This window comes from Microbacterium testaceum, assembly GCF_001476285.1.
GTDB classification, from domain to species: Bacteria; Actinomycetota; Actinomycetes; order Actinomycetales; family Microbacteriaceae; genus Microbacterium; species Microbacterium testaceum_B.
This window is the reverse complement of record NZ_LDRU01000123.1, coordinates 1-12,259: the sequence shown is the minus strand read 5'-3', so window position 1 is coordinate 12,259 and position 12,259 is coordinate 1. Positions and strand designations below refer to the sequence as shown.

Genomic DNA, 12,259 nt, shown 5'->3' with positions numbered 1-12,259 from the left:
TCGAGGTCGCCGAGGCCATCGTCGCGGGAGCCGAGGCCGCCGAGACCGGCGTGATCCTGCAGTTGTCGCAGAACGCCATCGCGTTCCACGGTGGGCTGGCCCCGGCCGCCTCCGCGGCCCTGCGCCTGGCCGAGGCTGCGCGGGTCGACGTCGTCGTCCACCTCGACCACGCCACCGATGAGCCGCTGGTCGACGAGGCGTTGGCCGTCGGCATCCGCTCCGTCATGTTCGACGCCGCCCACCTCACGGATGCCGAGAATCTCGAGCGCACCGCCGCCGTCGCGGCCCGCGTGCACGCCGCCGGTGCCTGGATCGAGGCCGAGCTCGGCGAGATCGGCGGTAAGGGTGCACACGCTCCGGGCGTGCGCACCGACGTGACCGAAGCCGTTCACTTCGTCGCGGCCACCGGGGTCGATGCCCTGGCCGTCGCGGTCGGCAGCGAGCACGCCATGCGCGAGCGCAGCGCGCGGCTCGACGAGCAGCTCATTGCCGAGCTCGCCGCAGCCCTGCCCGTCCCTCTCGTGCTGCACGGATCGAGCGGGGTCGCCGACGCGGGGATCGATGGCGCTGTACGCGCCGGAATGCGCAAGATCAACATCGGCACGCACCTCAACACCGTGCTGACCGCGGCCGTCCGCGACGAGCTGGAACGGGACCCGGATGCCATCGACCCCCGCCGCTGGCTCGCTCCGGGACGGGCGGCGGTCGCCGGGGAGGTGCATCGCTTCCTCGACGTCATCACGGGGAACGTCATCACGGGGAACGTCGCGACCGGGAACGTCGCGACCGGGGTCGACGCATGACCGGCATCGTCACGCTCACCGCCGCCGGGGCGATCGACGCCACGTATCGCGTCACCGCCCTACGCCGAGGGACCTTCACCCGCGCCGACAGCTACACGCGCGAGGTGAGCGGGAAGGGCGTCAACGTCTCGGCCGCCCTCGCCGCCGGGGGAGCCGACACCGCCGCCGTGGTCGTGCTCGGCGCCGACGACGTGCGCTTCGCCCGATGCGGGCTCACGGCTCCTCTGCTGCGGATCGTCGAGGTGCCGGGCGCGACGCGCGTGAACACGTCGATCATCGACGCCGAGGGGGCGACGACGAAGGTCAATGCCCCCACCCCGCCCCTGTCGCCCGAGGCGTGGGAGGCCACGATCGAGACGCTCCGCGCGGAACTGGCGGCGCGCACAGAGCCGTGGCTCGTGATCTCGGGGAGCGTGCCCGAGCTCGCGGGGACGGGTTCACTCGTCGACCTCGGGGTCGTGCGGGCGGTCGCGCGCGAACTCGGCGCCCGGGTCGCCGTCGACACGAGCGGTGCGGCCCTCGACGCGCTCCTGGCCGACCCGGCCGGCATCGACCTGCTCACGCCGAACGTCGACGAACTCGCCGCGGCGGTGGGGCGTCCGCTCGCGACCCTCGGCGACGTCGTGATGGCGGCGCGAGAGATCGTCGCGCGCGGTGTGGTGACGGTGCTCGCGAGCATGGGCGCCGACGGCCTGCTCGCCGTGACCGCGGACCGCGCGGTGTTCGCGCGCGCCGATGCCCCCTACGTCGCCAACACCGCCGGTGCGGGCGACGCCGCCCTCGCGGGCTTCCTGCTCGGCCTCACGCGTGCACCGGCGGCGTCCGCCGCGGGTGCCGACCCGCTCGCTGTCGCGGCCGCGAGCGCCGCGGAGTGGGGGGCGCACGCGGTCGCGCACGCCTCGACCGTCGTCGCGGGGCCGCCGCTCGGCATCCGGGCCCTCGTCGAGACCGCGCCCGACCTCGCGCGCCCGCTCACGCCCGAGGGGGAGCTCCCGGCCTCCGCAGGTGCGTCCACCGCCGGAGCGACCGCATGAGCACCGTCGCGCCCGAGGTCACCGCGGCCGTCGCCGACGTCTCGCGCATCCGCACGCGCGCGATCGACCGCGTCGCCTACGCCAACGACGCCTCGCACTACCTGCTGACCCCCGAGGCCGTGGTCGTCGCCGCCGACGCGGCCGAGGTCGGCGCGATCCTGCGCGCAGCCACGGGTTCGCGGACCCCGGTGACGTTCCGCTCGGGCGGCACGAGCCTGTCGGGCCAGTCATCGGGCGCGGGGCTGCTCGTCGACGTGCGGCAGGGGTTCGGTCGCATCGACGTGCTCGACGGCGGCCGCCGCGTGCGCTCGCAGCCCGGTGCCACGGTGCGTCAGGTCAACGCGCGGCTCGCGCGGCACGGCCATCGCCTCGGCCCCGATCCGGCGAGCGAGGCCGCGTGCACGATCGGCGGCGTCGTCGCCAACAACTCCAGCGGGATGGCGTGCGGGACGGTGGAGAACTCGTACCGCACCCTCGACGGACTCGTGCTCGTGCTGGCATCCGGAACCGTCGTCGACACCGCGGCGCCCGACGCCGACGCGCTGCTGCGCGACCGCGAACCCGCCCTCGTCGAAGGGCTCATGCGTCTGCGCTCCCGCGTCGTGGCCGACCCCGCGAGCGTCGCCCTCATCGAGCGGCAGTTCGCGATGAAGAACACGATGGGGTACGCACTCAACGCCTTCCTCGACTTCGACACCCCGGCGGCCCTGCTGGCGCACCTCGTCGTCGGCTCGGAGGGGACCCTCGCGTTCGTCGCCGAGGCGACGTTCCGCACGGTGCCGATTCGCCCCGCGATCGCCACCACTCTCGCGGTGTTCCCCACGCTCGACGCGGCGACCCGATCGCTTCCGGCGCTGGTGGCGACGGGCGCGGCGACGCTGGAGCTGATGGATGCCACGTCCCTCCGCGTCGGCCAGCGTCTGGCCGGCACGCCCGCCGCGATCCACGGCTTCGAGGCGACGACGCAGGCGGCGCTGCTGGTGGAGTATCACGCCGACGATGCCTCCGCGCTGCGCGATCTCGCCGCAGCCGGTGCTCGCGTGCTGGGGGAGCAGCCGCTGCTCGACCCCGCCGTCTTCTCGAGCGACGCAGCCGACCGCGCCGCCGCGTGGAAATTCCGCAAGGGCCTCTACGCCTCGGTCGCCGGCGCCCGGCCCTCGGGCACCACGGCGCTGCTCGAAGACGTGGTCGTGCCGGTCGAGCGTCTCGCCGACACCTGCGAAGGGCTTCAAGAGCTTTTCGCGCGCTTCGGCTACGACGACAGCGTCATCTTCGGCCATGCCAAGGACGGCAACATCCACTTCATGCTCACCGACCGATTCGAGGGCGCGAGAGCCCTCGGCCGCTTCGAGGGCTTCACCGACGCGATGGTCGATCTCGTGCTCGACGCCGGGGGCAACCTCAAGGCCGAGCACGGCACGGGGCGCGCGATGGCCCCGTATGTGCGTCGGCAGTACGGCGACGAACTGTACGACGTGATGGTCGAGCTCAAGCGTCTGCTCGACCCGAGCGGCATCCTGAATCCGGGCGTGATCATCGACGATGATCCGACCGCGCACATGCGGAATCTCAAGACGCCCGTGTCGATCGAGCCCGAGGCCGACCGCTGCGTCGAGTGCGGGTACTGCGAGCCGGTGTGCCCGAGCCGGTCGCTGACGCTCACCCCGCGCCAGCGCATCGTCGCGCGGCGCGCCTCGGTCGCCGCCCGCGAGCGCGGCGACGGTGCCCTCGCCGCGGAGCTCGACAAGGACTACGACTACGACGGCGTGCAGACGTGCGCTGTCGACGGCATGTGCCAGACGGCGTGCCCGGTGCTCATCAACACGGGGACGCTCATGAAGCGCTTCCGCCGCGAGGACGCCAACCCGGTGCTCGCCGCGGGCTGGTCGGCGGCGGCGACGGGATGGGGCGCGGTCACGCGGGCCGGTGCCGTCGCGCTGACGGTCGCCTCCGCGGTGCCGGCGCCGGTGGTGCGGACGATGACGGATGCCGCGCGCGCGGTGCTCGGAACGGATACCGTGCCGCGGTACTCGGCGGAGCTGCCGGGAGGTGGGGCGTCGCGAAAGGCGCTGGGGTCCGTCGTCGGTTCTTCGGGGGTCGAGCCGATCGCGGTCTTCCTCCCGGCCTGCGTGGGCAGCATGTTCGGCCCCGCCGACGGCATCGGCGCGACCGCGGCGTTCACGCGCCTGCTCGAGCGCGCGGGTGTCGCGGCGGTGGTACCCGACGGCATCGACGCGCTGTGCTGCGGCACGCCCTGGTCGTCGAAGGGCTACGCGAAGGGGCACGCGACGATGTCGGCGCGCGTCCGCGCCGCGGTGCGTGAAGCCTCCCGCGACGGTGCTCTACCGGTCGTCTGCGACGCGTCGAGCTGCACGGAGGGCTTCGCCTCCACCCTCCGCGACGAGGGCGTGGAGGTCGTGGATGCCGTGGCCTTCGTGGCATCCGTTCTACTTCCGCGTCTCGCGCCGACGCCGGTGGCCGAGCTGTTGGCGCTGCATCCGACCTGTTCGTCGACGCAGCTGGGCATCGACCCGGCGCTGCGCGCGCTCGGGGAGGCCGTGGCTTCAGAGGTGCGCGTGCCCGACGCGTGGGGCTGCTGCGCCTACGCGGGCGACCGCGGCATGCTGCACCCGGAGCTGACCGAGGCGGCGACCGCCCCGGAGGCCGCCGAGGTCGCCGGGTGGAAAGCCGATGCGCACGCGTCGTGCAACCGCACGTGCGAGCTGGGCATGACGAGAGCGACGGGGGAGTCGTACGTGCACGTGCTGGAGTTGTTGGAGCGGGCGACGCGGTAGGGGTGCGGGTTCGGCCCGGCAATCTCAGCGAGAGCCCGAACGGGGCCCGCCCGTCGACAGGCCGCATTCGGACGCATCCGCGGCAACAGCCACGCCGTGGCTAAGGGGCGTCGTCGGCCGAGCCACCGGCTTCAGCGAGGAAGGCGGCGGCGAGTCCGACGGCCCTCGTGGCATATTCGCGGTCGTCTCTCGTGTTGCGCGCGTCGAGCTCGTCATCGAAATCGACAAGAGGTTGCGCCGCGTCAGGTCCAGTGTGACCGATGCGGTCGTGCACCCACGAGGAGAAGCTGCGGAGTTTCCAATCCCCGGCGAGGAAACGACGGCATGCGACTCGCAGCGCGAGAAGGGCAACCTCTTCGCCATCTCGATCCAGTGGCCGCTCCCCCCTCTCGATGAGTGCCGCTGAACTCAGATCGAAGACGTCGGCGGAAGTGGCATCGGCGTACAGGGCGGCGAGGGCGGCCAGTGAGGCGCCGTCATCCCCCGTCGCCAGGTGATCGGCCGCGAGAGCGATGACGTCGCGCGGGGTGACCAGACCGAACAGCAGAGCGGCAGTCGCCTCCCGCATGTTGAGGACGTCGGGCTCGACCCCGCCGTCGATTCGGCGGCGTCGGCGACCGTCGCCGCGGCTCTGGGGCATCACGGCGGCCGCGTCAGCGCGACGCAGCAGGTCGGTCGGGACGGGCTGACGGCAGGGAGGCCCGCTCATCAAACCGTGCTCGATCTCGTGAATGCACTCCGAGCAGGTATGACCTTCGGACGGGTGGGTGGCTACGGCGTGTTCCGCGAACGGATGCGAGCATTCGTGACAGGTGCTGGCGAGCAGAACTCGCAAACGAGCGCGTCGAGACCGGCGTGCGTCAGCCCGCAGACGCCAGCGCGTGAGACGGAACATGCCGCGAGCGTATCGAGACCGTCCGTTCCGTCACGCATGGAAGACCTTTCTCCGCTGCCGCGGGGTACGGCCACGCGGCAGCGGCTGACAAGACGCAGGACATCCGGGGCCCCGGCCGGCGTGAGTCGTTTGCCGAGAATGGTCGCTTCGACCCTGACCGATGCGACCTTTCGCGGCAACTGAGCTGCTCCGCGGGCAACTGTCCTGCCCCGCGCGTTTTGAGTTGCCGAGAATGGTCGCCTCGACCAGGGCGGAGGCGACCATTCGCGGCAAACGACTCAGGTGGGTCAGGGAGCCGCCAGCCGTAGCGCTCCTGACTCCGCGACCTCCAGCCGGACAGCGTCCAACCCGTCCACGACCAGGTCGGCGGTCAACTCCTCTTCGGCGGTCGTCCCGGTGAGGGCGAGCACCGCGCACCCCGCGGCGCGCGCGGCGGCGATCCCCGCGGGGGCGTCTTCGACGACGAGGCAGCGCGCTGGATCGACGCCGAGGCGTTCGGCGGCGAGGAGGAACGGCTCGGGTTTCGGCTTTCCGTTGACGACGTCGTCGACCGTGACGAACACCGCGGGCCGGTCGTAGCCCGCCGCGGCCAGGCGGGCCGTGGCGATCGGGACCGACCCCGACGTGACAATCGCCCGGCGCTGGGGCGGCACCGACGCGAAGAACTCCGCGGCGCCGCGGATGGGGTGCAGGCCCACGGCATCCGTCACCTCGAGGTCGGTCACGTGCGCGAGAGCCTCGGCGTGCCGCTCGGCGGGCAGGAGCAGGCTCACGAGGGTGCGCGCGGGCTGTCCGTGATTGGCGTGCAGGGCCTCCATCGACACGTCGAAGTGCTCGGCGAAGCGGCGCCAGGAGCGGACGACGGATGCCGTCGAGTCGACCAGGGTGCCGTCGAGGTCGAAGAGCACGGCGTCGAACTCGCGCGTGAAGATGTCCGCGTCGGTATCGACCGGTCGGCGGCATCCGAGCGCCGGAAGCACCCGGGCCAGCTGCTGCGCCGTCGAGAGCTCGGCATCCACGCTGAGGACCTCGATCTTCGGATCGACAGACGGGGTATCGGGGCGGTGCACGTCGCGGGTGGCCCCCCGTGAGAAGCGACGGGATGCCAGGACGGCGGGGTCCCCGTCGACGTGCACGACGTGAGGCTCGGTGGGGGCGAGAGTCGTGCGCAGCGCCTCCCACTCGGCGCCGCCCGCGAGCTCCGCGGTGAAGGGGGCGACGACCACGACGCGGCCGGCCGTGGACAGCGCATCCGCCGCCGTGGCGCGAAGCGCGGCGTAGCGTCCCGCGCGGATCGCGGGCGCGTGCGGCGATGTGAGCCAGTGCCCGCCGAGCGCGTCGGCGGGCAGGGCGTCGAGGAGCGGCGTCGTCACGCTGTCGAGGTCGACGAGGGGAGCCCGCAGTCGCTCGGCGATCGCGCGACCGAGCGTGCTCTTTCCGCTGCCGGCGGTCCCGGCGACGACGACAGCGAGCGAATCGGGAAGTTGACACGGCGACGGCATGCCTCCACGATAGACGTAGCAAGTCACCGGTGTCATGCTCGAAATTCCGGGACTCGAAGAAGTTCCGGAAAGGACGGCCGCGCATGCAAGACACCGGTGACATGGCGACGAGCTCCTCGCGCCTCCACGCGGGCATCGATCTCGGCAGCACGGGCATCAAGATGCTGGTCATCGACGACGCCGGAACCGAGATCGCCGCCGCACAGGTCCCCACGCCCTGGCGTGTGGGGGAGGGTGGCACCACCGACATCGACGCCGGCGATCTGGTCGCCGCGGTTCGCGCGCTGATCGATCGGGTCGACGCCGAGCTGGCACATCTGACCGCAGACCCGCTCACCTCGCTCGCCGTGGCGGGCATGGGAGAGACCGGCATCCTGATCGACGCCGACGGCGCCGCCGCGGGCCCCGGCTTCGCATGGTTCGACCCGCGCGGGTGGGAGCAGATCGCCGCCTTCCCCGCCGTCGTGCGCGACGAGTTCGCCGGCCGCACCGGCCTGCCGCTCGGAGCTCAGGTGAGCGTCGCCAAGCTCGCGTGGCTGCGCGACCAGGGCACCGACCTCGCGGGCCTCCGCTGGCTCGACCTCCCCGAGTTCGTCGTCGCGGCCCTCGGCGGCGACGTGGCGCTCGAGCTCTCGCTCGCCTCGCGCACCGGCCTCATTGACCAGGACTCCGGCGCCGCCTGGCCCGCGATGCTCGACGCGCTCGGCGTCGACGCCGACCTGCTTCCGCCGTTACGCGGGGGCGGACTGCCCTGGGGCGTGGCATCCGATGCTCTCGGTCCCCGCGTCGCGGGCGCCGCCCTCACGGTCGCCGGCCACGATCACCTCGTCGCCGCCCAGGCCAACGGAACCCTGGATGCCGACGGCTATCACGTCTCCCTCGGTACCGCCGAGGTCCTTCTGCGCGTGCTCGACGCACCCCTGGGTTTCGCCGCGCGCCAGCGTCTCGCCGAAGCGCTCATCAACGAGGTGCGGCACGTCGTGCCGGGCAAACACGTGCTCGTCGCGGGCGTCAAGACCGGACTCCTGTTGCGCCGCGCGCTCCACGCCGCCGGGATCAGCGACCGCACCGGACGCGACGCTCTCGACGACGCGGTCATGTCGCTGCCCTATGAGGGGGAGCTGCCGGACGGCGCGATCGAGGTCACCGGCGCCCGCAACGACGACGGCGTGCTGCGCCTGACCCTGCACACCGAGGCGTCGCCCGCCGAGATCTTCGGCGCCGTGCTCCGGCACAGCAACGACGAGATCGCCCAGCTCATCGCCGCCATGGACCGCGAGGTCGCCCCCGCCACGCACTCCACACTCACCGGCGGCTGGGCGGGCATGGCCTCCGTCCGTCGTGCCCGGGCCGAGGTGCTCCCGAATCCGTCCCTGTCCACCCGTGAGCAGGACGTCGCGTACGGAGCCGCCGACATGGCGCGGCGCCTCGTCTCGGCATCCGTCCCCACCTGACTCCCCACCCGCCGCGCCCGTCCCGACCGGACGCGCGAACAGACCACCCGCGCCGACCGGCGCGAATGAACCCCAGAGAAGAGAGATCATGAACGCACTCACCACGCTTGAGCGCCGCGCGCTCCAGTCGATCAGCACCCCCGACGGCCACATGCTCATCGTCGCCGCCGACCAGCGCAACGGCATGAAGGCCGCCATCAAGGACGCCCCGAACGGCTCGGACGCCATCTCGCGCGAAGAACTCGCCGAGGTGAAGGCCGACCTCGTGCGCCACCTCGCCAACCACGCCCCCGCGATCCTGCTCGACCCCGAGGTCGCGCTGCCGCAGATCGTCGACGACGGCGTGCTCGCCCGCGACACCGCTCTCGTCGTCGGTCTCGATGCCTCGGGTGCCGAGACGGTCGACGGCCTGAAGTACACGCGTTTCGTCCCCGGCGTCACGCCGCACTCGATCCGGGAGCAGGGCGCCGACGTCGCCAAGATGCTCTGGTACACCCGCCCCGACAAGCAGGATGCCGATTCCCGCGTCGCACACGAGATCCGCGACCTGGTCACGGCGTGCGACGAGGAGGGGCTGCTCCTCATCGTCGAATTGCTCACCTACCAGCTCGACGATGAGAGCGATGAGGAGTACAAGGCGAAGTTCGCCGACCTCGTCGTCGACGGGGCCGCGCTTGCCGTGGCCTGCGGCGCGAAGATCCTGAAGCTGCAGTACCCCGGGTCGGCCGAGGCAAGCGCCCGCGTGACCGAGGCCGCCCAGGGCGTGCCGTGGGCCGTGCTGTCGGCCGGTGTCGACCACGAGACCTTCATCGAGCAGGTGCGCACGGCCGTCGCCAACGGCGCCTCGGGCGCGATGGCCGGCCGGTCGCTGTGGAAGGACAGCCTCTCGATCGACGCCGACCGTCGCGAGGAGCTCCTCTCGGGTCGCGCGCTGCCGCGCCTGCGCGAGCTCGCCGACGCCGTCGACGGCCGCTGATGACCCCCTCGCCCGCCCCGCGTCGTGCGGTCGTCCCGCGGGTGCACGCGGTGCCGGACCGGTTCGACGCCGGGCGGGCGATAGGGTGGCGGGGCCGATCCGCCGCCCGACCCGACCCTGGAGGTGCCCTGTGACGACCATGCGCGACGTCGCCCTGCGCGCCGGGGTCAGCACCAAGACCGTGTCTCGGGTCTTCAACGACGACCCGCACGTCCTCCCCGATACCCGCGCGCTCGTCGAAGCGGCGATGCACGACCTCAACTACGTCCCCAACGCGCTCGCCACCACCTTCCGCGCCGGGCGCGCGTCGGTGATCGGCGTGGCCGTTCCCGACGTGGTCGACCCCTTCTTCGCCGCGATCGCGCGCGCCGTCGAGGATCTCGCGCGCGACCGCGGGCTCTCGACCCTCGTCACGAGCCTCGGCGACGACCCTGCGAACGAGCGTCCCGCCCTCGAGTCACTGCTCGGGCGTCAGCTGACCGGCCTCGTGATCGCCCCGGTCGGCACCGACCACTCGTGGCTGGAACGCTGGCGGGGGCACACCCCGATCGTCTTCGTCGACCGCGCTCCCTTCGGTCTGCACACCGACACCTTCACCGAGGACGACGAGGCCGGCGCTCACCTCGCCACGACCCACCTGCTCTCGCACGGGCACCGTCGCATCGCCTACATCGGCGACATGGTGCACCTCTCCACCGAGACCAAGCGCGTCGAGGGGTGGCGCCGCGCGCTGCGCGACGCCGGAGTCGATGTCGACGAGCGCCTCGTCGCCTCGGGTGTCTCCGACCGCGAGTCCGCGGCATCCGCCCTCCAACGACTCCGCGGAATCGACGACCCGCCCACGGCGCTGTTCTCGGCGAACGCGCGATCGTCGATGGCTCTCGCGCACGTCCTGCGGGGCCGGCCGATGCCGTACGTCGGCTTCGGCGACTTCCCCATGGCCGACACCCTGACGCCGTCCGTGACCGTGATCGATCAGGACCCGCGCCGCATCGGCGCGCTCGCCGCCGAACGGGTGTTCGCGCGACTGCAGCCGGAGGCCGGGGTCGACCTCGACGAGGTCACCGTGATCGACGTGTCGCTGGTCGAGCGGGAGTCCTGCGGCCTCTGACGGCGGCTCGTCGTGCGTGGCGGAGGTCCGCTGTGCACATCCGTGCGCTCAGGCCGTGCATGGCGCTCTGGCGGGGTGGTGGTGTCGCTCCGACGAGGGGCGTTTGGGTGCCGCATGGCGTCGCCCCGAGCAGGCGCGCTCGGGCGGGGCGGATGCCGCGTGGCGTTGCCCCGACCAGTGGCGCTCCGGAGGGAGGGGCGAGCCTCAGGCGCCGATGACCCGCGCGATCGCGCCCCGCACGCCGTGGGCAGCCAGTGACGCGCGCGCCGCGCCATAGGCCTCGCGCAGGCGCGGGTTCTGCCCCAGGTCGCCGAACACGGGCGCGTAGTCGAGCAGGGCCATCGGATCGTCGGCGACGATCGCGCGCAGGTCGTTGAGGCGGCTGTCGACGGCGGGCGTCTCTTCGCCGGTCTCGGTGCGACCCTCGAGGAACACGCTCCACCCCGCGAGCACGAGGGCGGCGTGGTCGATACGTCCGCCGCTGTCGAGCTGCGCACGGACGACCGGAAGCAGGAATTTCGGCAGACGGTCGGAGCCGTCGACGACCTGGCGCGCGAGCGTGTCGCGGATCGCCTCGCTGCCGAAGCGCGCGATGAGCTGATCGCAGTAGGCGTCCAGATCGATGCCGGGCACCGGGCGCAGGGTCGGGATGGCCTCGTCGTGCATGTAGCCCTGCAGGAACGACACGAACAGGTCGTCGGTGCACACCTCGTGGACGTAGTGCGCCCCCGACAGGATGCCGAGGTAGCTCATCGCCTGGTGCGACGCGTTGAGCAGGCGCAGCTTCATGAGCTCGTACGGCTCGACGTCGTCGACGAGTTGCACGCCGACTTCGTCGAACGGCGGCCGGCCTGCCGGGAACGCGTCTTCGAGCACCCACTGCTCGAACGACTCCGCGCGGACGGGCCAGCGGTCCCGGATGCCGAACTCCGAGGCGATCGCGGCACGTGTGTCGTCGGTGGTGACAGGGGTGATGCGGTCGACCATCGAGTTGGGGAACGAGACGTTCCGCGCGATCCAGCGTGCGAGTTCGGGGTCGCGGCGCTCGGCGAAACCGAGGAGCGCCGCACGTGCCACGTGCCCATTGCCCTGGATGTTGTCGCACGACATGACCGTGAACGCCGGGATGCCGGCATCCCGCCGTCGGCGCAGTCCCTCGGCCAGCAGGCCCATGACGCTGCGAGGGGGCAGAGCGCCGTCGAGGTCGGCGAGCGTCGCCTCGTCGCGAGGGGCGTAGGCGCCGGTGGCGTCGTCGATGCCGTAGCCGCCCTCGGTGATGGTGAGCGAGACGATCGCGGTGTCGGGGTCGGCGAGCTTGGCGACGACGGCTTCGGGGTCGTCGGGGACGAAGAGGTAGTCGACGATCGAGCCGATGACACGAGCCTCGGAGGAGCCGTCGGGAGCGGTGGTGACGAGCGTGTAGAGGTCGTCCTGCGCGGCGAGGGCGTCGCGCATGGCGGCGTCGAAGGAGAGGACTCCGACGCCGCACAAGCCCCACTCGGTGTGGCCGGCCTCGAGCAGGCGGTCGAGGTACATCGCCTCGTGCGCCCGGTGGAATCCGCCGACGCCGAAGTGCATGATGCGCGAGCGCACGGCCGCGCGGTCGTACGTCGGGACGGACACGTTCGCCGCGAGGGAGGGGAGGGCGGCGGCGGTGAGGTCGGTCATGCGGCGGTCTCTTATACAAAT

General features: G+C 72.3%; 9 protein-coding genes. 6 read left to right on the top strand and 3 right to left on the bottom strand.

Features of this window, described 5'->3' with window-relative positions; genetic code table 11:
- The 3 genes from NS283_RS17585 to NS283_RS17575 form a co-directional block, all read left to right on the top strand.
- Nucleotides 1–803 (top strand): class II fructose-bisphosphate aldolase (locus tag NS283_RS17585; RefSeq protein ID WP_058598144.1); only part of this gene is annotated, 803 nt, incomplete at its 5' end.
- A complete protein-coding gene (locus NS283_RS17580) occupies nucleotides 800–1,837 on the top strand; it encodes a 1-phosphofructokinase family hexose kinase (RefSeq protein ID WP_058598143.1) in 1,038 nt (345 codons plus the stop codon). The genes NS283_RS17585 and NS283_RS17580, both read left to right, overlap by 4 nt.
- Complete coding sequence (locus tag NS283_RS17575; protein ID WP_058598142.1) at nucleotides 1,834–4,632, top strand: FAD-binding and (Fe-S)-binding domain-containing protein; 2,799 nt, start codon at nucleotides 1,834–1,836, stop codon at nucleotides 4,630–4,632. The genes NS283_RS17580 and NS283_RS17575 overlap by 4 nt, the downstream gene beginning before the upstream one ends.
- 100 nt (nucleotides 4,633–4,732) lie before the next feature.
- Here the strand turns inward: NS283_RS17575 and NS283_RS17570 are convergent, their stop codons facing one another.
- A complete protein-coding gene (locus tag NS283_RS17570; RefSeq protein ID WP_058598141.1) occupies nucleotides 4,733–5,341 on the bottom strand; it encodes a hypothetical protein in 609 nt (202 codons plus the stop codon).
- Between the two features lie 473 nt (nucleotides 5,342–5,814).
- Nucleotides 5,815–7,029: an HAD-IA family hydrolase gene (locus NS283_RS18495; RefSeq protein ID WP_193752706.1), complete on the bottom strand. Its 1,215-nt coding sequence runs from the start codon at nucleotides 7,027–7,029 to the stop codon at nucleotides 5,815–5,817.
- An 83-nt stretch (nucleotides 7,030–7,112) separates the two neighbouring features.
- On the opposite strand from NS283_RS18495, the gene NS283_RS17560 reads away from it, so the two are divergent.
- The 3 genes from NS283_RS17560 (at nucleotide 7,113) to NS283_RS17550 (ending at nucleotide 10,570) form a co-directional block, all read left to right on the top strand.
- A complete protein-coding gene (locus NS283_RS17560; protein WP_206542570.1) occupies nucleotides 7,113–8,483 on the top strand; it encodes an FGGY family carbohydrate kinase in 1,371 nt (456 codons plus the stop codon).
- An 88-nt stretch (nucleotides 8,484–8,571) separates the two neighbouring features.
- Nucleotides 8,572–9,459 (top strand): tagatose-bisphosphate aldolase, encoded by an 888-nt coding sequence (locus NS283_RS17555; RefSeq protein ID WP_058598140.1) that lies wholly within the window; start codon nucleotides 8,572–8,574, stop codon nucleotides 9,457–9,459.
- 139 nt (nucleotides 9,460–9,598) lie between these two features.
- Nucleotides 9,599–10,570: a LacI family DNA-binding transcriptional regulator gene (locus NS283_RS17550; protein WP_081317489.1), complete on the top strand. Its 972-nt coding sequence runs from the start codon at nucleotides 9,599–9,601 to the stop codon at nucleotides 10,568–10,570.
- A gap of 204 nt (nucleotides 10,571–10,774) precedes the next feature.
- Here NS283_RS17550 and NS283_RS17545 read toward each other — a convergent pair whose 3' ends face one another.
- On the bottom strand, nucleotides 10,775–12,238 hold the full coding sequence (locus NS283_RS17545; protein WP_058598138.1) for a mannitol dehydrogenase family protein: 1,464 nt from the start codon (nucleotides 12,236–12,238) through the stop codon (nucleotides 10,775–10,777).
- Nucleotides 12,239–12,259 lie beyond the last annotated feature (21 nt).

Coding starts and splice junctions, on each gene's coding strand:
- NS283_RS17580 (WP_058598143.1), top strand. CDS start 800: ATGACCGGCATCGTCACGCTCACCGCCGCCGGGGCGATCGACGCCACG.
- NS283_RS17575 (WP_058598142.1), top strand. CDS start 1,834: ATGAGCACCGTCGCGCCCGAGGTCACCGCGGCCGTCGCCGACGTCTCG.
- NS283_RS17570 (WP_058598141.1), bottom strand. CDS start 5,341: ATGAGCGGGCCTCCCTGCCGTCAGCCCGTCCCGACCGACCTGCTGCGT.
- NS283_RS18495 (WP_193752706.1), bottom strand. CDS start 7,029: ATGCCGTCGCCGTGTCAACTTCCCGATTCGCTCGCTGTCGTCGTCGCC.
- NS283_RS17560 (WP_206542570.1), top strand. CDS start 7,113: ATGCAAGACACCGGTGACATGGCGACGAGCTCCTCGCGCCTCCACGCG.
- NS283_RS17555 (WP_058598140.1), top strand. CDS start 8,572: ATGAACGCACTCACCACGCTTGAGCGCCGCGCGCTCCAGTCGATCAGC.
- NS283_RS17550 (WP_081317489.1), top strand. CDS start 9,599: ATGCGCGACGTCGCCCTGCGCGCCGGGGTCAGCACCAAGACCGTGTCT.
- NS283_RS17545 (WP_058598138.1), bottom strand. CDS start 12,238: ATGACCGACCTCACCGCCGCCGCCCTCCCCTCCCTCGCGGCGAACGTG.